This window comes from Micromonospora sp. NPDC005197, assembly GCF_040608295.1.
GTDB lineage: Bacteria > Actinomycetota > Actinomycetes > Mycobacteriales > Micromonosporaceae > Micromonospora.
Genome location: NZ_JBEXHY010000020.1, coordinates 41,057 through 63,769, shown reverse-complemented (window position 1 = coordinate 63,769; position 22,713 = coordinate 41,057). Strand labels below are relative to the sequence as shown.

Below are 22,713 nucleotides of genomic sequence, written 5' to 3'. Positions count from 1 at the left end.
TCGTTACCGGGTCTGCTCCAACCAGGAGGCGTACAGCAGGCCGTAGACCGAGTCGGCATCGTGCACCAGCTCATCGTGCGGGCCGCGCTGCACGATGCGACCCCGGTCCACCACGATCACCTCGTCGGCAGCCTGCGCGGTGGAGAGCCGGTGCGCGATGGCGAGCGTCGTGCGACCCCGCGTGACGGCGTCCAGGGTGCGTTGCAGCCGCACCTCGGTAGCCGGGTCCACCGCGCTGGTCGCCTCGTCCAGCACCAGCAGGTCCGGATCGGCCACGTACGCCCGGGCCAGCGCGACAAGCTGCCGCTCCCCGACGCTCAACGCCTCGCCACGCTCCCCGACGGGCGTGTCCAGGCCGGCGGGCAGACCATCCAACCAGTCCGCCAGGCCCAACTCCGTGAACGCGGCGCCGAGCTGCTCGTCGGTCAGCTCCGGCCGGGCGAACCGGACGTTGTCCCCCACCGTCGCGTCGAAGAGGAACCCGTCCTGCGGCACCATCACCACCCGGGAGCGCAGCGAGTCGAACCGCACCTGCGCCAGCGGCACCCCGGACAGCAGCACCGCTCCCGCCGACGGGTCCATCAGGCGGGTGAGCAGCTTCGCGAAGGTCGTCTTGCCGCTGCCCGTCTCGCCGACCACCGCGACCCGGCTCTTCGCCGGGATCTCCAGGTCGATGTCGTGCAGCACCGGCGGGCCACCCGGATAGGCGAACCGCACCCCGGCGAACCGGATGTCCAACGGACCAGCCGGCAGGTCCCGTCCCTGCTCCCCCGGGTCCGCCACATCCGGGGCCACGTCGAGTACGTCAAGCACCCGCCGCCAGCCCGCGATCGCGTTCTGCGCCTCGTTGAGCACCTCGGTGGCGATCTGCACCGGCTGGATGAACAGCGTCACCAGGAAGAGGAAGGCGGTCAGCTGGCCGATCGACAGCGTGCCGTCCACCCCCAACGTCACCCCGAGCACCACCACGCCCGCCAGCGCCAACCCGGCCGCGAGCTCGCCGACCGAACTGCCCACGATGCTGATCCGGATCGCCCGCTGCTGCGCCAGGCGCTGATTGTCGATGGCGTCGTCCAACCGCCGGGCCGTGCGCCCCGCGATGCCGTACGCCCGGATCACCGGCGCGCCCACGACGCTCTCGCCGACCGCGCCCAGCAGCGTGCCGGTGCGCTGACGCACCGTCGCGTACGCCGCGCCGAGGCGACGCTGCAACTGTCGGATGACGAGCACCGCCGGCAGGAACGCCACCAGCACCACCAGGGTCAGCTGCCAGGAGTACGCCAGCATGACGGCCGTCGTCACCACCAGCTGACCCAGGTTGACCAGCAGGATCACCCCACCCCACTGGAGGAACTGGGTGATCTGGTCGACATCGCTGGTCACCCGCGAGACCAGCGAGCCACGCCGCTCCGACTGCTGGTGCAACATCGACAGGTCGTGCACGTGCCGGAACGCCCGCGTCCGCACATTCGCCAACGCCGTCTCGCTGACCGTGAACAGCCGGCGCATCATCAGATAGCCGCAGGCCGTGGTGACCACGAGGATCGCCGCGGTGACCGCCACCACCGACCAGACCACGTCGAGGTTCAGACCGCCGACGATGCCGCGGTCGATGCCCTGCTGCACCGCGACCGGAACGGCCACCCGGCCCACCATGTAGACCAGGGCCAGGCCCAGCGTGGCGGCCAGGCCGGTCCGCAGCTCCGGGGAGAGCGCCAACCCCCGCCGCAGGGTCTGCCAGGTCGTCTCCGTCCGCGCGTCCCGCTCGTCATTCGTCACCGTCGTACTCACCGGTCTTGCCTTTCGTTCGCGACTGCGGGGCTCCGCTGCGCTGCACTCCTCGCGCTCACCGGTCCACCTCGATCTCCAGGCCCGACGGCAGCTGCGCCACCTCGTCGTCGTACGCGCGCTCCTGCGCGCGGTCGACCTCCGCCTGCTCGTACGCGGTGACCAGGTCCACGTACCCTCCGACGGTGGCCAGCAGCTCGGTGTGCGTGCCCCGGGCGACCACCCGGCCCTGCTCCACGTAGACGACCTCGTCGGCGAGGGCGATGGTCGCCCGGCGGTACGCCACCACCAGGATCGACGCGGCCGGCACTCCCGGCTCGCCCGCCGACGCCCGCAGACCGGCGAGGATGGCCGCCTCCACACGGGGATCCACGGCGCTCGTCGCGTCGTCGAGCACCAGCAGGCGTGGCCGCCCGGCCAGCGCGCGGGCCAGCGTGAGCCGCTGCCGCTGGCCGCCGGAGAGCGAGGTGCCCCGCTCGCCGACCATCGTGTCCAGGCCCTCCGGCAGCGCGGCGACGAACCCGTCCGCCTCGGCCAGGCGCAGCGCCGCCCAGACGTCCTCGTCGTCGATGCCCGCCCGGTCCAGGGCGACGTTGGCCCGCACGGTGTCGTCGAAGACGAACGGCACCTGCGCGACCAGCGCGACCGTGCCGGCCAGCGACGCGGCGGTCAGATCGCGCACATTCACGCCGTTCAGCTCGACGACGCCGGAGTCCGGGTCGACCAGGCGTACGGCCAGCGAGGCGATGGTGGACTTGCCGGCGCCGGTCGGCCCGACCAGCGCGACCGTGCGGCCGGCCGGCACGGTGAAGCCGACCTCGCCGAGCACCTGCGCGCCGGGCTGGTGCGCCTCGGCCGGCGGGTAGGAGAAGTGCACGTCGGTGAACGTGAGCGTGGCCGGCCCCGGGGTGGCCGGGTCGAGCACGTGCTGCCCGTACGGCATCTCGCCGGTGGCGTCGAGCACCCGGCGCACCCGGTCCCAGCCGGCGACGCTGCGCGGCAGCTCGGCCAGCACCCAGCCGATGGCCCGCACCGGGAAGGCCAGCACGGTGAAGAGGAACGCGACGCTGACCAGCTCGGTGACGCTGATCGCGCCCTCGCGCAGGCGGAACGCCCCGACCACCAGCACCGCGAGGGTGCCGAGGCTGGGCAGCGTCTCCAGCAGCGGGTCGAAGACGCCCCGCAGCCGGCCGACCGCGATCAACGCGTCGCGCAGTTCGCCGGCGCGACCGGCGAACCGGGCCGTCTCCTGCGCCTCGCGGCCCATCGTCTTGACCACCAACGCGCCGTCGAAGCTCTCGTGCGCGATGCCACTGACCTCGGCGCGCAACCGCTGCGCCCGGGCCTGCCGGGGCGCCATCCGGCGCGAGTAGACCACGTTGAGCGCGAACAGCGCGGGAAAGACCGCGAGGCCGACCAGGGCGAGGGCCCAGTCGGTGGCGAACAGCGAGACGATCGCGCCGACCAGCATCACCAGCGTGCCCACCGCGAAGGGCAGCGGAGCGATCGGATACCAGGCCGCCTCCACGTCGGAGTTGGCGTTGGAGAGCAGCGTGCCGGTGGCGTTGCGGTGGTGCCACGACAGCGGCAGGTCCAGGTAGCGGCGGGTGACCCGGCGGCGGTAGGCGGCCTGGAGCCGGTACTGCATGTAGCCCGCGCCGAGCCGGCGGCCGAAGATGCCCACCACCCGCAGCACGCTGATCCCGAACAGGGCGACCGCCGCCAGCGCCAGGGTGCCGACGCCCACCTCGCCCCGCGCGATGGCCGGCACCACCACATCACCGACCACCGCGCCCACCACGTACGCGCTGACGATGACCATCGAGCCGAACAGCACACTGCCGATTACGGCAACCGCGAAGATCCGCGGCTGCTCCCGGATCGCCTGCCGCAGAACCCCCAGCCCCCTGCCGAGCACGTCCCGACTTGTCCTGCTCGCCACGCTCTCCCCCGCCGTAAGCCACAATTATCTCCCTCATCCTTACCGCTGCGAGCCGGCACCGCCGACCCGGACGGGATATGTCGACCGTCACGTACCGGACGTACGGGCTCTGGGTGCGGCCGGGCGTCCGCCGGCGCGCGGTGGCGCGTCCGCGGGCCTACGATCGGGCCATGTCGCGGTACGCCCGAGCCGAGCGCGAGGCGCTGGCCGATCTTTTCCTGGCCCTCGGGCCCGACGCGCCGACGATCAACGAGGGCTGGGCGACCCGTGACCTCGCCGCGCACCTGGTGTCGCGCGAGCGCCGTCCGGACGCGGCCGGCGGGATCCTGCTGGCGCCGCTGCGGGGGCACGCCGAACGGGTCCGCCGACGGCTCGCCGCCGGGCCCTACCCTGAGCTGGTGGCGCAGGTGCGCCGGCCGCCGGTGTGGAGCCCGATCAGCAACCCGCTGACCGACGAGCTGGTCAACACGGTGGAGTTCTTCATCCACCACGAGGACGTGCGGCGGGCCGTCCCGGGGTGGCAGCCGCGCGAGCTGTCCCGCGGTTTGCAGGCCACCCTGTGGAAGCGGGTCGCCCCGCTCGCCCGGCTGACGCTGCGCCGCTTCCCGGCGGACCTCTACGTGCAGGCGCCCGGTCACGGCGAGGTCTCCGTCGGCCGTGGTGGCGAGCGGCTGCGACTGGTGGGCGCCCCGGCCGAGTTGGCCCTGTTCCTCTCCGGCCGGCAGCGGGTGGCCCGGGTTCAACTGGACGGTTCGGCGACGTCCGCGCGGCAGCTCCGCAACACCAGCCTGGGCATGTGACTTTCTGCGCCTAATCGGTCATAGGCGCCGGACAACTGCCGCAGTCCTAGCGATGCGCGCCGATACCTCCTCCCGTACGCTTCACCGCGCCGTTCCGCGCCGGGGCGGCACTATGTGGGGGCACACGATGCGGAGCTTCGCGATCTCGGCGCTACGGGAACCCTCCTTCACGGCGGGGCGCCACAAGTCCACGGATCGGGTGGCCAGCGAGAGCGTCGAGTGGGCGCGCGCTCTCGGTTTGGTCAATTCCGGTCATCAGGTTCATCGACTACAACTGGCGGACGCCGCCGGCCTGGCCGGCCGGGCCTGCCCGGAAGGACCGGCGCAGGGGCTGCGGCTCCTCGCCGACCTGATCTCCTGGCTCTTCGTCATGGACGACGTCTGCGACGAGGACGGCCTCGGGGCCGACCCGGGCCGGCTGGCGCCGGTCATCGCCGCGCTGCTCGACGTGCTGGACCGGTGCGGCGACCCGCTCGCGCCACTGCCGCCAAACGCCGGCCCGCTGGGTGCCGCGCTGCACGATCTGTGCCGCCGGACCCGGGCCGAGGGTCGGGCGCCGATGCTGCTGCGGTTCGTCAGCCAGGTGCGCCAGTATCTGCTGGCGCTGCTCTGGGAGGCCGCCAACCGGGAACGCCGGCGGGTGCCGGGGTTGACGGAGTACGTCCAACTGCGTCGGCACATCGGCGGCGTGCACCCCTGTCTCACCCTGACCGACCTGGCGTCGGAACAGCCACCCGGCCCGACCCGGCGTGCCGAACCGGCGCTGGCCGCCCTGGACCTGCTGGCGGTGGACCTGGTCTGCTGGTGCAACGACCTCTTCTCGTACGGCAAGGAGAGCCGGGCCGACCCGGACGCGCACAACCTGGTGACGGTCATCGCCCAGGAGGGCGGCCTGGCCGAGGCGGACGCGTTATGGGCGGCCGCCGACCGTTTCAACCGGGGGTTGGCGGCGTACCTGGCGGCGGAGGAGAGGCTGCTGGCCAGCGGTGTCGAGGCGTTGCGCTCGCCGCTGGCCGCGCGGCGCAACTGGGTCCAGGCGACCTACGACTGGTCACTCGTGGCTGCCCGCTACGCCTGATCCGGGGTGTGTCGGCCGGCGGGCCAGGGCAGCCAGCCGATCACCAGCACTAGCCGATGCCCGGTGCCAGGCAATACTCTTCGGTAACCACTATGACGTGACGACCGTCACGCCACCACCCCCGAAGGCGGCTACAGCGATGGCTCTCGATGTACCGTACCGTTCCATCCCGGACATGTTCCTCAAGCGTGTGGCGGCCACCCCCGACCGCCACGCGTTCGCGTCCCCGACCCCCGACGACTCGGGCCCCGACTGGCTGACCTGGGAGCAGGTCGGCCAACGCGCCAAGGCCGTCGCCGCCGGCCTGCACGCGCTCGGCGTCGGCCAGGAGAATCCCGTCGCTATCCTCGCCAACACCCGGCTCGACTGGGTGGTCGCCGACCTCGGCATCATGTGCGCCGGCGGGGCGACCACCACCGTCTACCCGACCACCGAGCCGGCGGACGCGACATTCATCATCGCTGACTCCGCCTCGCGGGTGCTCTTCGCGGAGAACCCGACGCAGGCCGCCAAGATCGCCGGAGCGGCCCTGCCGGCGCTGACCCACGTGGTGCTCTTCGACGGCACCCCGGACCCGAACGCCGCGGTTCCCCAGCTCACCCTGGCCGACCTGGAGGAGCAGGGCACCCGCGCGCTGGCCGCCGAGCCCGATCTGATCGACATGCTGGTGGCCGGCATCGGCCCGGATCACCTGGCCACGCTGATCTACACCTCCGGCACCACGGGCCAGCCCAAGGGTGTCGAGCTGCTGCACGGCGGCTGGTGCTGGGAGGCCGTGGCGCAGGCCGAGGTCGGGCTGCTGCGCGACGACGACCTGCAGTACCTGTGGCTGCCGCTGGCCCACTCGTTCGGCAAGACGTTGCTCTGCGGCGCGATCCACGTCGGTCTGCCCACCTACGTCGACGGGCGGGTGGACAAGCTGGTCGACCTGCTCGCGGTGATCCGGCCGACCCTGATGTGCGGCGCTCCCCGGGTCTTCGAGAAGGTCTACAACCGGGCGGTGACCACCGCGCAGGGCGCCGGCGGCGCGAAGGCGAAGATCTTCGCCTGGGGTGTCCAGGTCGGCAAGGAGAAGGTCGCTCTGGAGCAGGCCGGCAAGCCGGTGCCGGCCGGGTTGAAGCTGCGCTACGGGCTGGCCGAGAAGCTGGTGTTCAGCAAGCTCCAGGCCCGCCTGGGCGGCCGGATGCGGGTGCTGGTCTCCGGCGCCGCTCCGCTGAGCCCCGAGATCGCCACCTTCTTCGCCGCCGCCAACCTGCCGATCTCCGAGGGCTACGGCCTCACCGAGACCAGCGCCGGCAACTTCGTGAACCCGCCCTCCGGGCTGCGGATCGGCACTGTCGGGCAGGCGATGGGCGACCTGGAGTGCCGGATCGACACCGATGGCGAGATCCTGGTCCGTGGCCGGCCCGTGATGCGCGGCTACCACAACCTGCCGGAGGAGACCGCTGCCGCGTTCACCGAGGACGGCTTCTTCCGCACCGGTGACATCGGCAGCCTGGACGAGCAGGGCTACCTGCGGATCACCGACCGCAAGAAGGACCTGGTCAAGACCTCGGGCGGCAAGTACATCGCGCCGTCGCACATCGAGGGGATGTTCAAGGCGATCTGCCCGTACACCTCGCAGGCGGTCGTGGTCGGTCAGGCCCGCAACTTCTGCACGATGCTCGTCACGCTGGACCCGGACGCGATCCGGGGCTGGGTGGCCGGCGGCCCGCTGGAGGGCCGCGACTATGCCGAGATCGTCGCCTCGCCGGAGGCGCAGGCGATGGTCGAGGAGTACGTCGCCCAGCTCAACGCCAAGCTCAACCGCTGGGAGACGATCAAGAAGGTGGCGATCCTGCCGCGCGACCTGACGATCGAGGACGGCGAGATCACCCCGTCGTTGAAGATCAAGCGACGTGGCGTGGAGAGCAACTTCGCCGCCGAGATCGACAAGATGTACGCGGGCACGCTCGCCGAGCTGTAGAAACGGTCCGCCGGTGGCCTCGCACCCGCCCGGGTGTGGCGCCACCGGCGCGTCGACCGGGGGGCCGGCCGGGCTCAGGCGATGACGGACGGCTCCCGCCATCGCTGCCGGCCGGTCCGGTCCAGGTCGTAGCGGACCGTGGCGATCCGCTCCACGGCCTCCACCAGGTCGGCGGCCGGCAGGGTGAACGGCAGCCGCAGGAAGCGTTCCAGGGTGCCGTCCAGACCGAACCGGGGGCCGGGCGCGAGCCGGACACCGACCTCCTCGGCGGCGCGGGCGAGCGCGCTGGAGACTGGGCCGTCCAGTTCGGCCCAGAGGGTCACGCCGCCGCGCGGCACGGTCACCCGCCAGTCCGGAAGTCGGTGTGCCAGCGCGGCCAGCAACGCGTCGCGCTGGGCGGTGAGCTGGGCCCGGCGGGCGGCGACGATGGCCGCCGCGTCGTTGAGCAGGTGCACCGCGACCAACTGGTCGAGCACCGGGCTGGACATGTCCACACCGACCCGGACGGCGGCCAGCCGCTGCACCTGCGGCGCGGAGGCGCGTACCCAGCCGATGCGCAGGCCACCCCAGTACGGCTTGCTCATTCCTCCGATGCTCACCACCCGGGAGTGCCGGTCGAATGTGGCCGTGGGCGGGGGCAGCTCGGTGTCGTCCAGCGGCAGGTCCACGAAGGACTCGTCGACGATCAGGTCGGTGCCGACGGCGTGGGCGGCGGCGACCACCTGCTCGCGCAACGCGGACGGCATCAGGTGCCCGGTCGGGTTCTGGAACTCCGGAATCAGGTACGCCAGCTTGGGCCGGGTCTGCCGCAGGCTGCCCAGCAGCAGGTCGGGTTCCCAGCCACCGGCGTCGGAGGACAGCCCGTGTGTCGTGATCCGGGCCCGCCGGCTGGCCAGCGCGGCGAGCGCGTTGGGGTAGGTCGGGGATTCGACGAGCACGCTCCCGCCGGGCGCCAGGGCGAGGCGCAGCACCAGGTCCAGGGCGTGCTGGGTGCCACTGGTGACCATGATCTGGTCGGCCGAGGTGGGCAACCCCCGCGCGGTGTAGCCGGCGGCCACCGCGGCGCGCAGCTCGCCGATCCCGGTCGGGTGGTAGCCGGCCCCGCCCAGGTAGCGGGGCAGATCCTCGGCGGCGGCCCGCGCGGCGGCGAGCAGCTGCGGCGGGGCCGCCAACGCGGCGACGCCGAGGTCGATCATCTCCCGGTCGTCCAGCGGGGTCCACAGCCCGGTGCTGGCGACCCGGTGGTTGCCGGGGAGCATCGTCCAGCTGCCGGCGCCCCGGCGGCTGGCCAGATGCCCGGTCTCGCGCAGCTCCCGGTACGCGGCGGTGACCGTGGTGCGGCTGATCCGCAGCGCCTCGGCCAGCTCGCGTTCCGCCGGGAGGCGCACGCCCAGCGGGAGCCGGGCGTCGGCGAGCAGGCCGCGCACCGCGCCGGCCAGGGCGGCGTAGTCGGGACTGCGACGACGGCCCGGCAGGGCGTGCCACTGCCCCAGCAAGCGGGCCAATTGGACGCCTCGCACCTGCGCTGTCATGGCCACTCCTCGGATATTGGCCTCTTCCTCCGGGAGGATTGGCACCTAGGGTGGCATGCATGGCACTGATTGGCAATCTGCGGCAGCGGCCGGTGCGACGGCTCACCCAGCTCTACGCAGGGCTCGTCCTCTACGGGGTCAGCATGGCCCTGATGATCCGCTCCGACCTGGGCCTCGACCCGTGGGACGTCTTCCACCAGGGGTTGTCCGAGCGGACCGGGCTCTCCTTCGGCACGGTCACCATCGGCGTCGGCGCCCTGGTGCTGCTGCTGTGGATCCCGCTGCGCCAGCGGCCCGGCCTCGGCACGGTCAGCAACGTGGTGGTGATTGGCCTGGTGGTGGACGCCACCCTGGCCCTGCTGCCCACCGGCGGCCCCCTCGGCGCCCGCATCGCTCTGCTGATCACCGGGATCGTCGCCAACGGCGCGGCCACCGCGCTCTACCTCGGCGCCCAGTTGGGTCCGGGTCCACGCGACGGGCTGATGACCGGCTTCGTCGCCCGCCGACCCGGGCGCTCGATCCGCCTGGTGCGCACGGTCATCGAGGTCACCGTGCTCGCGCTGGGCTGGCTGCTCGGCGGCACGGTCGGCGTGGGCACCATCGCGTACGCGCTGGCCATCGGCCCACTGGCGCAGTTCTTCATCCCGCTCGTCGCGGTGCCCGCGCTGGACGCGACCGCCGGCGACCCGCCGGGCGCCACCGCGGGCGACCCGCCGGGCGCCGCTCCCGCCCCGGCCGCCTGAGCGCTCACCGACCGTCCACGAGCCGGCACGCACGATGGTCGAAACGGGCTCGTTGGAGGGTGGGTGTTCCCTTCCGCGGCGCTCGCCGTCATCATCTCTGCATGGGGGAGAACGGTTGGCGCTGGAGCGACGCCTGGATCTTCGTGTCGTTGGTGATCGCGAGCGGGGCCGGGCGGCACCGACGGTCCGCGACGAGTCGTCGGCCGGAGGGCGTACGCCTGACCGACGTGCTGTCCACCGCCGATCACCTCAACCAGGCGATTCCGCAGCGGCACGAGGTGGAGGCCGCGGTGCAGCGGCTGGTCGGCGCGGGTCTGGTCACCGTCGCCGACGGCTGGTTCCGCATCACCACGGAGGGTGAGCAGCTCTGGCGCACCCGGCCGCGCGCCGGGGTAGCGACGATGGTGGACACCGTGCAGGGCGTGCTGAGCCGCCGGCACGCGCCGGGCCGCGCCGACTGGATCCTGGACGAGGCCGAGCACGCGGCGGCCGTGCAGGAGTACGCGGTCCGGTCGATCCCCACCCCCCGCCGGTCACCCGAGGGCCACTCCGGCGGCCACTGACACCCATTGCAGATCTTGGACAGTTTCCGTTACCTGCTAACGGAAACTGTCCAAGATTGCCAAGCGGGCGAAACGTCGCGCCGATGGACCCGGGCCGGGGGTCAGCGACGCCGGACCGGCGCAGCGGGCAACGGCAGGACGAGCAGGTGCATGGGTGTGCCGTCGGGCATCGCCGATCCGCCGACCTGCTGCCAACCCGCGCGCTGGTAGATGGCACGGGCGGGTGCGGCCGGGTTGGACGCCAGGGTCGCCCACCGTTCGGGCCGCCCGTCGAGGAGCCGGCGGATGAGCTCCGCACCGATGCCCGCACCGCGCCGGTCGGGATGCACGACCCACTCCATCACCGCGAACTTGTCGGCGGTCCGGAGGTCGGCGAAAGGCTTGGTGTCGGCGCGCATCCACCAACGGCCGGCGGGCATCGTCCACCCGTACGCCGCACCCACCAGCACACCCACCTCCTCGGCGACCACGAGGGTGAATCCTGGGCGTCGCGACTCGTCGGGCAACCCGTCGGCGAACGCGGCAACCTGCTCCGGCCCCTCGGCGTAGGGCGGCTCGGCGTAGACGACCGCGTACAGGCGGGCCAGCGCCGGAAACACGGCCGCGGCCGACTCGGCGGTGTGCACGGTGTACGTCACCGGCATAGCGGATGAGCCTAGGCCCGAACCCGGTCGGCGAGATCGGCGAACGCGGGCCGCGACCGCTCCACTGTGGGTACGGCAGCCGTGACCTGGGCGGCCACCGACCGCAGCAGGTGGTTGTGCAGCTCGACCGGCAGCGCGTCGAGGGTGTCGGCGGCGTACCGCAACCCGTCGGGAACATGCCCGCCCCGGATCAGCCGGGCAGCCTGATGCAGTTGCACCTGCGCACGTAACCGCGCCTGCGACGCCGGGTACAGGTCGAGGGCCCGCTCCTGCGCGGCCTCCGCGTCGACCAGACGGCCACCGTGCGTGTACACCCACGATTCGGTGTGGTGAAGCCGATGCTCCGGCCACCCCCACAACGACTCCACGTCGTCCACGATCGCGGCTGGTAGCTGCTGGGCAAGGTCGGCGAGTTGCCGCACCGTCGCCACCGCCTCCGCATGCCGCCCGGCCAACGACAGGGCTTGGGACCGGCCGGCGAGCAACCCGCACGCCGCCGACGTAGCCCGCCGCCCCAGTAGAGGCAGTGCCTCGTCCGACAGGGCGACGACCGCCGACGGTTGGCGTCCGTCGTAGCAGCCGTTCACCACATTCCACGCCCGCACCAACACCCGGGTGTCGGTGTCCCCGGATTCGTCGGCAACCCGATGGGCGGTCCGCCACCAGCGGCGACCTAGCACGGTCTGCCCCGACGCGACAAGGCTCAACGCGACGATGACGGACAGGCGGGAGGCAGCTCGCAGAAGACCAGGCCGGCGCGTACCAGTGTCGGCGGCGAGTTGGTGTTGCAGCACGGTCAGGTCGGCACCCAGTTGGGCCATCAGCGCGGGACGGGCCTGCCGGTAGTAGCTGTGGCCGTAGTCGGCCACGATCTGCTCCCACTCGTCGTGGTCGGGCGTCACCGCGTCGCCGAGGCCGTGGCGGAGGGCTTCCAACCCGGCCAGGGGCGCGACGGCGGGGGCGGCAGCCAAGGCGATCATGGCGCGCAGCATGGTGCGTCTGTGCATGTCGGTGGCGCCGGCACGGTCGGTCCGGTACGCCTCGACGAGCGCGCCGTCAGCGCCCAAGGCCCGATCGCAGGCCGTGGCCAGCGCATCGGTGGCACGGCGTCCACCACGCTCCACCTGGGCGATGTGGCTGTACTGGAAGTGGATGAGCGAACCGAGCTGCCGCAGGGACAGCCCGGCGCTCTCGCGATGCCGTCTGAGTAGCTGCCCGAAGGTGTCCATTCCCGACCCCCAGCGTGTGCAGGAGCGTGTGCACACCGCTCACGCCTGCCGTAGGCCCAGCTTATCGGCCACGCTCGACGTGTCAGCCATCTGGCACAGCAGCTTCCGGCGGGATCGACGGGAACTGTGGCTGCCGTTCCCGGTGATGTCCACCCTTTGCCCTCGGAGCAGAGCATGACCGACAGCCTTCAGGTGCCTGCGGGCACCCTGCTGCACCTGCTGGCGTGGGAGATCAGCCCGAACCCGACCAACCGCGACGAACTGGTGTGGGCGGTGGTCGTGGACCAGCAGCCGGTCGGCGGACTTGGTGCGGATGCGGGGGCACACGTGTGCTGGCCCCGTACCGGACTGCGCCGGCGGGTGGTGCTTCGAGGCGCAGGTGTCGGTCGCTGCGATCCGCGCGAACCTGGATGGAGCCCGGTGAGTGCGCCAAGCCCGGAGCAACTGGCCAGATGGTGGCGGGTTCTGGCCGAGCATGAGCAGCGACACGGGCGATGCCCGATCTGCGGCACCCGCGCCCGGTGCTGGGTATGGGCGGGAGCGTTCGCGAATCTGATCGCGCACGACGCGTACCACCTGGGCGCGGCGCGGACGACGGCCCGGCGTGGCTAGCGCACGGGGTGACCGCTGCGGCGCAGGGCGTCCTTGACCTCGCCCACCGTCAGCTCGCCGAAGTGGAAGACGCTGGCGGCGAGCACCGCGTCGGCGCCTGCCCCGATCGCCGGCGGGAAGTGCGCCACCTCGCCGGCCCCACCGCTGGCCACGACCGGCACGTCCACCACGGCCCGCACCGCGCCGATCAGCTCCAGGTCGAAGCCCGCCTTGGTGCCGTCGGCGTCCATCGAATTGAGCAGGATCTCCCCCGCGCCCAGCTCGGCCACCTGCCGCGCCCAGCGCACCGCGTCGAGGCCGGTGCCGCGCCGGCCACCGTGGGTGGTGACCTCGAACCCGCTGGGCGTCACCCCGGCCGGGGCACGGCGTACGTCGAGGGAGAGCACGAGCACCTGCCGGCCGAACCGGTCGGCGATCTCGGCGATCAGCTCCGGCCGGGCGATGGCGGCGGTGTTCACGCCGACCTTGTCCGCGCCCGCGCGCAGCAGCGTGTCGACGTCGCCGACCTGCCGGACCCCACCCCCGACCGTCAGCGGGATGAAGACCGACTCGGCGGTGCGGCGCACCACGTCGAGCATGGTGCCCCGGTCGTTGGAGGACGCGGTGACGTCGAGGAAGGTCAGCTCGTCGGCGCCGGCCCGGTCGTACGCGGCGGCCAGCTCCACCGGGTCGCCGGCGTCCCGCAGGTCGAGGAAGTTGACCCCCTTGACCACGCGCCCGGCGTCCACGTCGAGACAGGGGATCACGCGCACCGCCACCGTCATGCCGCCAGCCTATCCTCCGCGCATGGCACGACGGCCGACCCGACCGGGCCGACCGCCGTGCGCCACGTGCGGGTGCTCACACCCGGACGAGCATCTTGCCCAGGTTCTCGCCGCGCAGCAGGCCGAGGAACGCCGCCGGGGCGTTCTCGATGCCGTCGACGACCGTCTCGTCGTAGGAGAGTTTGCCCTCGCGCAGCCAGCCCGCGACGTCGCGGACGAACGCGTCCCGCAGGTGGTTGTGGTCGCGGACCAGGAAGCCGCGCAGCGTCAGCCGCTTGCCGATGACCAGCGACAGGTTCCGGGGCGCGGCGGGTGGCTCGGTGTCGTTGTACTGGGCGATCATGCCGCAGATGGCGGCCCGGCCGTGCAGGTTCATGGCCGAGATCGCCGCCTCCAGGTGATCTCCGCCGACGTTGTCGAAGTAGACGTCGACGCCGTCCGGGGCGGCCGCCCGCAGCGACTCGCGGACCGGCCCGTCGTGGTAGTCGAACGCGGCGTCGAAGCCCAGCGCCCGCAGCCGCTCGACCTTGGCGGCTGAGCCGGCGCTGCCGATGACCCGGCCGGCGCCCTTGAGCTTGGCGATCTGGCCCACCAGGCTGCCGACCGAGCCGGCCGCGGCCGAGACGAAGACCGTCTCGCCGGGCTTCATCGCGGCGACCTCCAGCAGACCGGCGTACGCGGTCAGGCCGGTCATGCCGAGCACGCTCAGGTACGCGCTGGCCGGGGCGACGCTCGGGTCGACCCTGCGCGCGGCGGTGGCGTCGAGCAGCGCGTACTCCCGCCAGCCCAACCCGTGCAGCACGGTGTCGCCGACCGCGATGTCGGCCGACTCGCTGGCCACCACCTCGCCGATCGCGGCCCCGTCGAGCGGGGCGTCGAGGGCGAACGGCGGCACGTACGACTTGACGTCGTTCATCCGTCCCCGCATGTACGGGTCGACGGACATGAACTGGTTGCGGACCACGATCTGGCCCGGTCCGGGCCTCGGGACGTCGGTCTCGACGAGCCGGAAGGTGTCCTCGGTGGGCCAGCCCTCAGGGCGGCTGGCCAGGTGGATCTCACGGTTGCTGGTCATCGGGTGGTCGTCCTCTCGTCCGCGGGTGGGGTCCGGGTCCGCGAAATCAGGCGGCCAGGGTCTCGCGGACAGTCAACGCGACCTCGATGTTGCCACGGGTCGCGTTGGAGTACGGGCAGACCTGGTGGGCCTGCTCGACGAGCTGCTCGGCGGCGTCGCGGGCGACGGCGGGCAGGTCGACGACGAGCCGCACGGTGAGCCCGAAGCCACCGCTGCCGTTCGGGCCGATGCCGACCTCGGCGGCGACCACGGAGCCGGTCACGTCGGCCTTGGCGCGGCGGGCCACCACGCGCAGGGCGCTGTGGAAGCAGGCCGCGTAGCCGGCGGCGAAGAGCTGCTCGGGGTTCGCGGCGCCACCCGCGCCACCCATCTCCTTCGGCACCGCCAGGTCGAACGCGAGGGTGCCGTCGGAGGTCTCGACGTGGCCGTCCCGGCCATCGCCGGAGGCGGTCGCGGACGCGGTGTAGAGAACCTGCATGAGAGTCACTGCTCCTTCTGTCGGTGGATGGTGTCGGTGACCCGGGTGAGGGTGTCGCGCAGCGCGACAAGCTCGGCGATGCCCAGCCCGGTGGCCTGCGCGATTCGCAGCGGGACGTCGCAGAGCTGCTCCCGCAGCGCCCGGCCCTGCTCGGTGAGGCCCACCTCGACCCGCCGCTCGTCGCGCGCCGACCGCCGCCGCACCACCAGGCCCGCCCCCTCCAGCCGCTTGAGCAGCGGGGAGAGCGTGCCGGAGTCCAACCGCAGCTCGGTGCCCAGCTCGGACACCGTCGGCGCGTCGTCGGGGCGTTCCCAGAGCACCAGCAGCACCAGGTACTGCGGATAGGTCAGCCCGAACTCGTCGAGGATCGGCCGGTACACGTCGGTGAGGGCGCGCGACGCGGCGTAGAGCGCGAAGCACACCTGCCGGCGCAGCACCAGGTCATCGGTCACCCGTGAACCGTAGCCCGCAATTAAGTTGTGCACAACCGATCGGGCCGGAACGCGGCCGTGACGAGGGCCACCGGCAGCTCAGCGGTCGCCGACGTACGCCTCCAACTCCACCTCGACCAGATGCTCCGGGTCGAGCAGACCCGCCACCACCACAAGCGTCGCCACCGGGCGGACCGCCCCGAAGACCGCGTTGTGCGCCCGGCCCACCTCGTCGGCGTGCAGCCGGTCGGTCACGTACATCCGGGTCCGGACGACGTCACCCGGCTGCACGCCCACCTCGGCGAGCGCCGCCAGCCCGATCCGCAACGCCTGCGCGGTCTGCGCGGCGGCGTCCCCGACGTGCGCCACCCGACCGTCGACGGTGGCCGTACAGCCAGCCGTCCAGGCCAGGTCACCGGCCCGGACCACCCGGGAGTAGCCGTAGCTCTGCTCCCACGGCCCTCCCGAGCCCAGCCGGGTGACAGTCACGCCTCGGCCAACGTGCGCAGCGCCTCGGCCACCGTGAACGCGCCCGCGTACAGCGCCTTGCCGGCGATCACGCCCTCCACGCCCAGCGGCTCCAGCGTGGCCAGCGCCCGCAGGTCGTCCAGGGCGGACACGCCACCCGAGGCGATCACCGGCCGGTCGGTACGCGCGCACACCTCGCGCAGCAGATCCAGGTTCGGCCCGCGCATGGTGCCGTCCTTGGTGATGTCGGTGACCACGTACCGCGTGGCGCCCGCCTTGTCCAGGCGCTCCAGCACCTCGTACAGGTCACCGCCGTCACGGGTCCAACCCCGCGCGGACAGGGTCTGACCGCGTACGTCCAGCCCGATGGCGACCCGGTCGCCGTACTCCCCGACGACCCGGTCGCACCACACCGGGTCCTCCAGCGCGGCGGTGCCGATGTTCACCCGGCTCGCCCCGGTGCCCAGCGCCGCGCGCAGCGACTCGTCGTCACGGATGCCGCCGGACAACTCCACCTGCACGTCCAACTGCCGCACCACCTCGGCGAGCAGGTGCGCGTTGGTGCCCCGGCCGAACGCCGCGTCCAGGTCGACCAGGTGGATCCACTCCGCGCCGTCGCGCTGCCACGCCAGCGCCGCGTCCAACGGGTCGCCGTAGACGCTCTCGCTGCCGGCGGCGCCCTGCACGAGCCGGACAGCCCGGCCGTCGGCGACATCCACGGCGGGTAACAGGGTGAGACTCAACGTCTTCTCCTCGATCAGGTACGACGGTCCAGAGCGATCACCACGATCGCCGGGAGTACGAGCAGCAACAGCACGATCAGCGCGACACGCAACGCCAGATCGTCGACGAACGTCCAGATCAGAATCATCGCCGCCCCGGTGAGCAGCACGATCGCCGCCCGCTCACCCCGCGTGTGCCGAGCCAGCCGGCCCGTGCGGCCCCGGCGCAACTGCGGCGTCAACCGTCGGACGACCGCGCGGCGGCGCTGCCGACGCGCCACCCGGCGCTGCCGGGCCGCCCGCTCCCGCGCCAGGTCAGCCTCACGTTCGGCCCGCCGACGAGCCCGCTCCCGGCTCACCGCGACGCCCGCCCGCCGGACGCCGGGCGGTGCCGGCGCTCAGTCACCGGCGGGCAGGGTGGCGAGCCAGTTGCGCAGCAACGCGGCACCGGTGTCGGCGGACTTCTCCGGGTGGAACTGCGCCGCCGACAGCGGCCCACGCTCCACCGCGGCCACGAAGTCGGTGTCGTGGTGGGCCGTGGTCACCACGGCCCCCGCGGCCGCCAACGCCGCCGGGTCACCCATCGCGTACGAGTGCACGAAGTAGAACCGGCTCTGCGTCGGCAACCCGGCGAACAGCACCGACCCGCGGGGCGCGCGAACCGTGTTCCAGCCCATGTGCGGCAGGCGGTGCGCGGCCAACCGGGTCACCCCGCCGGGCAGCAGCCCGAGGCCCTTGGTCACCACCCCGTGCTCCTCGCCGTGCTCGAAGAGCACCTGCATGCCCACGCAGATGCCGAGCACCGGGCGGCCCGCGGCCACCCGCTCCGCGATCACCGGCCCGGCGCCGAGCGCCTCGATACCCGCCATGCACGCCGCGTAGGCGCCCACACCCGGCACCACCAGACCGTCCGCGGCGGCCGCCGCGGCGAGGTCGTCGGTCACCCGGACGGACGCGCCCGCCGCGGCCAGCGCCCGCTCCGCCGAGCGCAGGTTGCCCGAGCCGTAGTCGAGCACCACCACGTCGGCGGTCACGACCCCGACTCCGGGATCAGCCGGAGCACCCCGGCGGCCGTGGCGAGCAGCGCGAGCAGCGCGGTGATCACCACGGCGCCCCTCGGCGCGCCCTGCCGGTGCAGCGACCACGCGCCGCCCACCAGCACCCCGGCCAGGATCAGCAGCAACGTCGGCAACGCGGCCCCCATTAGAGCGCCCCCTTCGTGCTCGGGATCGCGCCGGCCGCCCGCGGGTCGATCGCGGTGGCCTCGCGCAGCGCCCGGGAGACCGCCTTGAACTGGGCCTCCACCACGTGGTGCGCGTCCGGGTGCCCACCCGGACGGGCCGCCCGCAGCACGTCGACGTGCAGGGTGATCCGGGCCGCCTGGCCGAACGACTCCCAGATGTGCCGGGTCATGCTGGTCGGATACACCGGCCCGATGTACGGGGCCAGCACCGGCTCGTCGTGCACCACGTACGGCCGGCCGGACAGGTCCACCGCGGCCCGGACCAGCACCTCGTCCATCGGGACGGTCGCCGAGCCGTACCGCCGGATGCCGGCCTTGTCGCCCAGCGCCTGGTCGAACGCGGCGCCCAGCGCGAGCGCGGTGTCCTCCATCGTGTGGTGGGCGTCGATCTCCAGGTCGCCCACGGTGCGCACGGTCAGGTCGTAGCCGCCGTGGCGGGCGATCTGGTTCAGCATGTGGTCGTAGAAGCCCACGCCGGTGCTGATCTCGGCGGCGCCGGTGCCGTCGAGGTCGATCTCGACGAGGACCTTGGTCTCCTTGGTGATCCGCTCCACCCGGGCGGTCCGGCTCATTGCATACCTTTCGGTCGCGACTGCGGGGCTCGCAAGCTCACTCCTCGCGCTCCCATCGCACAGTCTCCATTGCAGCTAGGAAGGCGTCGGTCTCGGCGGGGGTGCCGGCGGTCACCCGCAGCCAGCCGGGCAGGCCGACGTCGCGGACCAGCACACCCTGCGCCAGCAGGGCCTGCCAGGCGGCGGCCTGGTCGCCGCCGGACTCGAACAGCACGAAGTTGGCGTCGCTGTCGGCCACCCGCAGGCCGCGTTCGCGCAGCGTCGCGACGATCCGGTCCCGCTGGGCCATGATCGCGCTCACCGTACCCAGCAGGGCGTCGCGGTGGGCCAACGCCGCGCGGGCGGCGGCCTGGGTCAGCGCGGACAGGTGGTACGGCAGACGGACCAGCTGCACCGCCCGCACCACCGCCGGGTCGGCGGCCAGGTAGCCCAGCCGGCCACCGGCGAAGCCGAACGCCTTGCTCATCGTGCGGGTGACCACGAGCCGCGGGTGGCCGGGCAGCACCGCGAGGGCGCTGACCGTGCCCGGCCGGGCGAACTCGGCGTACGCCTCGTCGACGACCACCATGCCGGGCGCGACGTCGAGCACCGCGGCGACCACCGCCGGGTCCAGCGCGGTGCCGGTGGGGTTGTTCGGCGAGCAGAGGAAGACCACGTCGGGCCGGTGCTCGCGGACCTGGGCCACCGCCTCGTCGGCCGTCAGCCCGAAGTCGACGCCGCGCTCAGCGGGCACCCACCGGGTGCCGGTGCCGAGGGCCAGCAGCGGGTGCATCGAGTACGCCGGCACGAAACCCATCGCGGTGCGCCCCGGCCCACCGAACGCCTGCAACAACTGCTGCTGGATCTCGTTCGAGCCGTTGGCCGCCCAGACGTGCTCGACGGTCAGGCCGTGCCCGAGATATTCGGCCAGGTCGGCGCGCAGCGCCACCGCGTCCCGGTCCGGATAGCGGTTCAGGTCGCGCAACTCGGCCGCGAGCGCCTTGCCGATCGCGTCGACGACCGGCTCCGGCACCGGGTAGGAGTTCTCGTTGGTGTTGAGCCGCACCGCCACGTCGAGCTGCGGCGCCCCGTACGGCGACAGCCCGCGCAGGTCGTCGCGGATCGGCAGATCATCGAGCGAGGTCACCCCACCCCTCCCGGGAAGCGGGCCTGCACGGCCTGGCCGTGCGCCGGCAGGTCCTCCACGTTCGCCAGGGTGACCACGTGTGGGGCCACCTCGCGCAGCGCGGCCTCGGTGTACTCGATCAGGTGCACGCCGCGCAGGAACGACTGCACCGACAGCCCCGACGAGTGCCGGGCGCAGCCGCCGGTGGGCAGCACGTGGTTGGAGCCGGCGCAGTAGTCGCCGAGTGACACCGGCGACCAGGCGCCCACGAAGATCGCTCCGGCGTTGCGCACCCGCAGCGCCCACTCCCGGGCGTCGACCGTCTGGATCTCCAGGTGCTCGGCCGCGTACGCGTCGACCACCCGCAGCCCCGCCTCGAGGTCGTCGACCAGGACCACGCCGCTCTGCTCGCCGGTCAGCGCCGTGGTCACCCGCTCGGCGTGCTTGGTGGCGGGCACCTGCCGGGCCAGCTCCCGCTCGACCGCCTCGACGAGCGCCACCGACGGGGTGACCAGCACGCTCGCCGCGAGCGGGTCGTGCTCGGCCTGACTGATCAGGTCGGCGGCGACGTGCGCCGGGTCGGCGCTGTCGTCGGCCAGGATCGCGATCTCGGTCGGGCCGGCCTCGGCGTCGATGCCGACGACACCCCGCAGCAGCCGCTTGGCGGCGGTCACCCAGATGTTGCCCGGGCCGGTGACCAGGTCGACGGGCTCGCACCGCAGCGCGCCCGCCGGGTCGACGGCGGACCCGTACGCCAGCATCGCCACCGCCTGGGCGCCGCCCACGGCGTAGACCTCGTCGACGCCGAGCAGCGCGCACGCGGCAAGCACCCGGGGGTCGGGCAGGCCGCCGTTGTCCTTCTGCGGCGGGCTGACCACCACCAGGGAGCGCACTCCGGCCGCCTGGGCCGGCACCACGTTCATCACCACTGTCGACGGGTACATCGCCAGGCCGCCGGGGACGTAGAGGCCCACCCGGTCGACCGGCAGCCACCGCTCGGTGACCGTGCCGCCGGGCACCACCCGGGTCGTGTGGTCGGTGCGCCGCTGGTCGTCGTGCACCCTGCGGGCCCGGGCGATCGACTCCAGCAGCGCGGCACGCACGGCCGGGTCGAGCACACCCTCGGCCTCGGCGATCGCCTCCACCGGCACCCGCAGCACCTCCGGTGAGATGCCGTCGAACCGCTCACTGGCCTCCCGGATCGCCGGGTACCCATGCTCCCGGACCGCCTCGACGAGCGGCTTGATCCGCTCGACGGCCACCGACACGTCGAGCTGGGCACGGGGCAGCAGGCGGCGCGGGTCCACGAGACCGTCGCGCAGGTCGATCCGATTCAGCACCCTTGCGAGTCTAGGCGGCCCGCCCGGAGCTCACCCCAGTCGCCCGCTCGGCGGGACGGTGAGCCGGGCCACGCCGCCGCGGACGCGATTGGTTAGGCTCGACCACGTGACCGCACGGCTGCCGGTGTTCCCGCTCGCAACGGTGCTCTTTCCCGGGTTGGTGCTGCCGCTGCACATCTTCGAGGAGCGCTACCGGGCCCTGGTCCGGCACCTTGTCGACCTGCCCGAGGGCGCGTCCCGCGAGTTCGGGGTGGTGGCCATCCAGGCCGGCTGGGAGGTCGCGCCCGCCGGGCCCGGCACCCGCGCGAGCACCGGTGTCGGCGACGTCACCCTGCACGAGGTGGGCTGCACCGCCGAGCTGCGCCAGGTCACCGAGCTGGCCGACGGCGGCTTCGACATCGTCACGGTCGGCCGCCGTCGCTTCCGGATCGCCGACGTCGACGACACGTCCGCGCCCTACCTGACGGCTGCCGTGGAATGGCTGCCCGAGGCCACCGGGCCGGACGAGGTGGCCGACCTGCTGGCCGCCCGGGTGATCGCCGTGTTCCGGCAGTACCTGGGGCTGATCCGCCCCGACCCGGAGGAGATCTCCGAGCAGCTGCCGGAGGATCCGACGGTGCTCTCCCACCTGGTGGCGGCCACCGCCGCGCTGACCGTCGACGACCGGCAACGGCTGCTCGCGATCGACGACACCGCCGCCCGGCTCCGCGCCGAGCTGCGACTGCTCAACCGCGAGGCGGCTCTGCTGCGCCAGGTGCGGGCGGTTCCGGTGCCGCTGTCGGAGCTGGCGTCCCCGCCGACACCCAACTGAGGGCCGTCGGGTCCGGCTCCGGCCGCAGGCCCGGCCAGCGCGACCAACCGGCCAGCAGGGTGTACGTGACGGCGGCGCCGAACGCGGGCAGCAGCAGGTTGCCGTGCGGCACCGGCAACACGCCGAAGAGCCAGTCGATTCCGCCGGCGCGCAGGTCGGCGGGTTTGGTGAACGCCTGCCCGGCCGGGGCGGTGTCCAGCAGCCGGTCGAAGGTCGCCAGCCCGACCCGACGCCCCACCTGCCAGGCCACCGGGGCGGCGGCCAGCGTGCCCAGCACCACGCCGAGCAGCCCGACCGGGCCGCGCTGCCGGCGCAGCAGGAACCACAGGGCCAGCGCCGCGAGCACCCCGAAGGCCAGCCCGAGCAGGCTGAACCAGCCGTCCGCGGCGATCGGCTGCTCCGGCTGGGGCTCGGCGTAGATCGCGCCCTCGGCGGTCTTGAGCACCGGGGTGTCCGGCGCGAGCACGGCCCAGAGCAGCCCGAGCCCCCCGCCCAGCACGGCCAGGGCGAGCACGACGCCGAGCACCGTCGCCACCGTCCGCAGCGGCCGGCGCGGCTCGTCGAGGGTCAGCTCCAGCTCGCTCCGGTACGCCGTCGAGGCGGGACCCTCACCGGGGCCGAACCCGGGCGGCGGCGCGGCTGGTGGCGGCACGGCCGACTCGCTTCCCGTGGGCGCCGCACCCGACGGTGGGGGTGCGGCGGGCCGGTCGGCGTCGTCGACGTGCCGCTCAGGGTCGGGGTTGTCCGGGCTCACCCGATGATCCTCTCAGGCCCCGAGACGGGCCGGGGCGCCGGTGGCGGCGAACC

The 22,713-nt window shown here is 73.2% G+C and carries 25 protein-coding genes; 7 read left to right on the top strand and 18 right to left on the bottom strand.

What is annotated here, in order from left to right; translation table 11 throughout:
• Positions 1–3: 3 nt before the first annotated feature.
• Entirely contained in the window at positions 4–1,779 is a 1,776-nt protein-coding gene (locus tag ABZU46_RS10470; RefSeq protein WP_354856181.1) for an ABC transporter ATP-binding protein, read from the bottom strand.
• A gap of 67 nt (positions 1,780–1,846) precedes the next feature.
• Positions 1,847–3,730, bottom strand: a complete 1,884-nt coding sequence (locus ABZU46_RS10465) for an ABC transporter ATP-binding protein (protein ID WP_354856168.1) — start codon at positions 3,728–3,730, stop codon at positions 1,847–1,849.
• A gap of 170 nt (positions 3,731–3,900) precedes the next feature.
• On the opposite strand from ABZU46_RS10465, the gene ABZU46_RS10460 reads away from it, so the two are divergent.
• The 3 genes from ABZU46_RS10460 to ABZU46_RS10450 all read left to right on the top strand — a co-directional run bounded on the left by ABZU46_RS10460 (position 3,901) and on the right by ABZU46_RS10450 (position 7,574).
• Positions 3,901–4,530, top strand: coding sequence for a TIGR03085 family metal-binding protein (locus ABZU46_RS10460; RefSeq protein WP_354856167.1), 630 nt, complete (start codon positions 3,901–3,903; stop codon positions 4,528–4,530).
• Positions 4,531–4,657: 127 nt separating this feature from the next.
• Positions 4,658–5,608: a terpene synthase gene (locus ABZU46_RS10455; protein WP_354856166.1), complete on the top strand. Its 951-nt coding sequence runs from the start codon at positions 4,658–4,660 to the stop codon at positions 5,606–5,608.
• Positions 5,609–5,747: 139 nt separating this feature from the next.
• On the top strand, positions 5,748–7,574 hold the full coding sequence (locus ABZU46_RS10450; protein WP_354856165.1) for a long-chain fatty acid--CoA ligase: 1,827 nt from the start codon (positions 5,748–5,750) through the stop codon (positions 7,572–7,574).
• 74 nt (positions 7,575–7,648) lie between these two features.
• Here the strand turns inward: ABZU46_RS10450 and ABZU46_RS10445 are convergent, their stop codons facing one another.
• Complete coding sequence (locus ABZU46_RS10445; RefSeq protein ID WP_354856164.1) at positions 7,649–9,106, bottom strand: PLP-dependent aminotransferase family protein; 1,458 nt, start codon at positions 9,104–9,106, stop codon at positions 7,649–7,651.
• A 59-nt stretch (positions 9,107–9,165) separates the two neighbouring features.
• Here ABZU46_RS10445 and ABZU46_RS10440 point away from each other — a divergent pair, with 59 nt between their 5' ends.
• Positions 9,166–9,849, top strand: a complete 684-nt coding sequence (locus tag ABZU46_RS10440) for a hypothetical protein (RefSeq protein ID WP_354856163.1) — start codon at positions 9,166–9,168, stop codon at positions 9,847–9,849.
• Between the two features lie 101 nt (positions 9,850–9,950).
• Entirely contained in the window at positions 9,951–10,412 is a 462-nt protein-coding gene (locus ABZU46_RS10435) for a hypothetical protein (RefSeq protein ID WP_354856162.1), read from the top strand.
• Positions 10,413–10,513: 101 nt separating this feature from the next.
• Here ABZU46_RS10435 and ABZU46_RS10430 read toward each other — a convergent pair whose 3' ends face one another.
• Positions 10,514–11,056 carry a GNAT family N-acetyltransferase gene (locus ABZU46_RS10430; RefSeq protein WP_354856161.1) on the bottom strand — a complete coding sequence of 181 codons (543 nt, stop codon included), beginning with the start codon at positions 11,054–11,056 and terminating at the stop codon, positions 10,514–10,516.
• A gap of 11 nt (positions 11,057–11,067) precedes the next feature.
• Positions 11,068–12,285 (bottom strand): helix-turn-helix transcriptional regulator, encoded by a 1,218-nt coding sequence (locus ABZU46_RS10425; RefSeq protein WP_354856160.1) that lies wholly within the window; start codon positions 12,283–12,285, stop codon positions 11,068–11,070.
• 174 nt (positions 12,286–12,459) lie between these two features.
• Here ABZU46_RS10425 and ABZU46_RS10420 point away from each other — a divergent pair, with 174 nt between their 5' ends.
• Positions 12,460–12,897, top strand: a complete 438-nt coding sequence (locus ABZU46_RS10420) for a hypothetical protein (RefSeq protein WP_354856159.1) — start codon at positions 12,460–12,462, stop codon at positions 12,895–12,897.
• Here ABZU46_RS10420 and hisF read toward each other — a convergent pair.
• The 12 genes from hisF to hisD form a co-directional block, all read right to left on the bottom strand.
• A complete protein-coding gene (gene hisF / locus ABZU46_RS10415; protein WP_354856158.1) occupies positions 12,894–13,661 on the bottom strand; it encodes an imidazole glycerol phosphate synthase subunit HisF in 768 nt (255 codons plus the stop codon). The two genes, ABZU46_RS10420 and hisF, sit on opposite strands and share 4 nt — an antisense overlap.
• A 76-nt stretch (positions 13,662–13,737) precedes the next feature.
• Positions 13,738–14,736, bottom strand: coding sequence for an NADP-dependent oxidoreductase (locus tag ABZU46_RS10410; protein WP_354856157.1), 999 nt, complete (start codon positions 14,734–14,736; stop codon positions 13,738–13,740).
• 46 nt (positions 14,737–14,782) lie between these two features.
• Positions 14,783–15,214, bottom strand: coding sequence for an organic hydroperoxide resistance protein (locus ABZU46_RS10405; protein WP_354856156.1), 432 nt, complete (start codon positions 15,212–15,214; stop codon positions 14,783–14,785).
• Positions 15,215–15,219: 5 nt separating this feature from the next.
• On the bottom strand, positions 15,220–15,666 hold the full coding sequence (locus tag ABZU46_RS10400; protein WP_354856155.1) for a MarR family transcriptional regulator: 447 nt from the start codon (positions 15,664–15,666) through the stop codon (positions 15,220–15,222).
• 78 nt (positions 15,667–15,744) lie between these two features.
• Positions 15,745–16,134: a RidA family protein gene (locus tag ABZU46_RS10395; RefSeq protein WP_354856154.1), complete on the bottom strand. Its 390-nt coding sequence runs from the start codon at positions 16,132–16,134 to the stop codon at positions 15,745–15,747.
• Entirely contained in the window at positions 16,131–16,856 is a 726-nt protein-coding gene (gene priA, locus ABZU46_RS10390; protein ID WP_354856153.1) for a bifunctional 1-(5-phosphoribosyl)-5-((5-phosphoribosylamino)methylideneamino)imidazole-4-carboxamide isomerase/phosphoribosylanthranilate isomerase PriA, read from the bottom strand. Before priA ends, ABZU46_RS10395 begins: the two co-directional genes overlap by 4 nt.
• A gap of 14 nt (positions 16,857–16,870) precedes the next feature.
• Positions 16,871–17,194, bottom strand: coding sequence for a hypothetical protein (locus ABZU46_RS10385; RefSeq protein WP_354856152.1), 324 nt, complete (start codon positions 17,192–17,194; stop codon positions 16,871–16,873).
• A 39-nt stretch (positions 17,195–17,233) separates the two neighbouring features.
• The gene (gene hisH, locus ABZU46_RS10380; protein WP_354856151.1) at positions 17,234–17,869 is read right to left on the bottom strand and encodes an imidazole glycerol phosphate synthase subunit HisH; all 636 of its coding nucleotides are present in this window, start codon (positions 17,867–17,869) and stop codon (positions 17,234–17,236) included.
• Positions 17,866–18,039, bottom strand: a complete 174-nt coding sequence (locus ABZU46_RS10375) for a hypothetical protein (RefSeq protein WP_354856150.1) — start codon at positions 18,037–18,039, stop codon at positions 17,866–17,868. The genes hisH and ABZU46_RS10375 overlap by 4 nt, the downstream gene beginning before the upstream one ends.
• Complete coding sequence (gene hisB / locus ABZU46_RS10370; protein WP_203175963.1) at positions 18,039–18,650, bottom strand: imidazoleglycerol-phosphate dehydratase HisB; 612 nt, start codon at positions 18,648–18,650, stop codon at positions 18,039–18,041. The genes ABZU46_RS10375 and hisB overlap by 1 nt, the downstream gene beginning before the upstream one ends.
• A gap of 37 nt (positions 18,651–18,687) precedes the next feature.
• Complete coding sequence (locus ABZU46_RS10365; RefSeq protein ID WP_354856149.1) at positions 18,688–19,776, bottom strand: histidinol-phosphate transaminase; 1,089 nt, start codon at positions 19,774–19,776, stop codon at positions 18,688–18,690.
• On the bottom strand, positions 19,773–21,095 hold the full coding sequence (gene hisD, locus ABZU46_RS10360) for a histidinol dehydrogenase (protein ID WP_354856148.1): 1,323 nt from the start codon (positions 21,093–21,095) through the stop codon (positions 19,773–19,775). Before hisD ends, ABZU46_RS10365 begins: the two co-directional genes overlap by 4 nt.
• Before the next feature lie 106 nt (positions 21,096–21,201).
• Between hisD and ABZU46_RS10355 the strand changes: the two genes are divergently transcribed.
• On the top strand, positions 21,202–21,906 hold the full coding sequence (locus ABZU46_RS10355) for an LON peptidase substrate-binding domain-containing protein (RefSeq protein ID WP_354856147.1): 705 nt from the start codon (positions 21,202–21,204) through the stop codon (positions 21,904–21,906).
• On the opposite strand, the gene ABZU46_RS10350 is transcribed toward ABZU46_RS10355, so the two are convergent.
• The gene (locus ABZU46_RS10350) at positions 21,821–22,660 is read right to left on the bottom strand and encodes a DUF2567 domain-containing protein (RefSeq protein WP_354856146.1); all 840 of its coding nucleotides are present in this window, start codon (positions 22,658–22,660) and stop codon (positions 21,821–21,823) included. The two genes, ABZU46_RS10355 and ABZU46_RS10350, sit on opposite strands and share 86 nt — an antisense overlap.
• Positions 22,661–22,713: the final 53 nt, after the last annotated feature.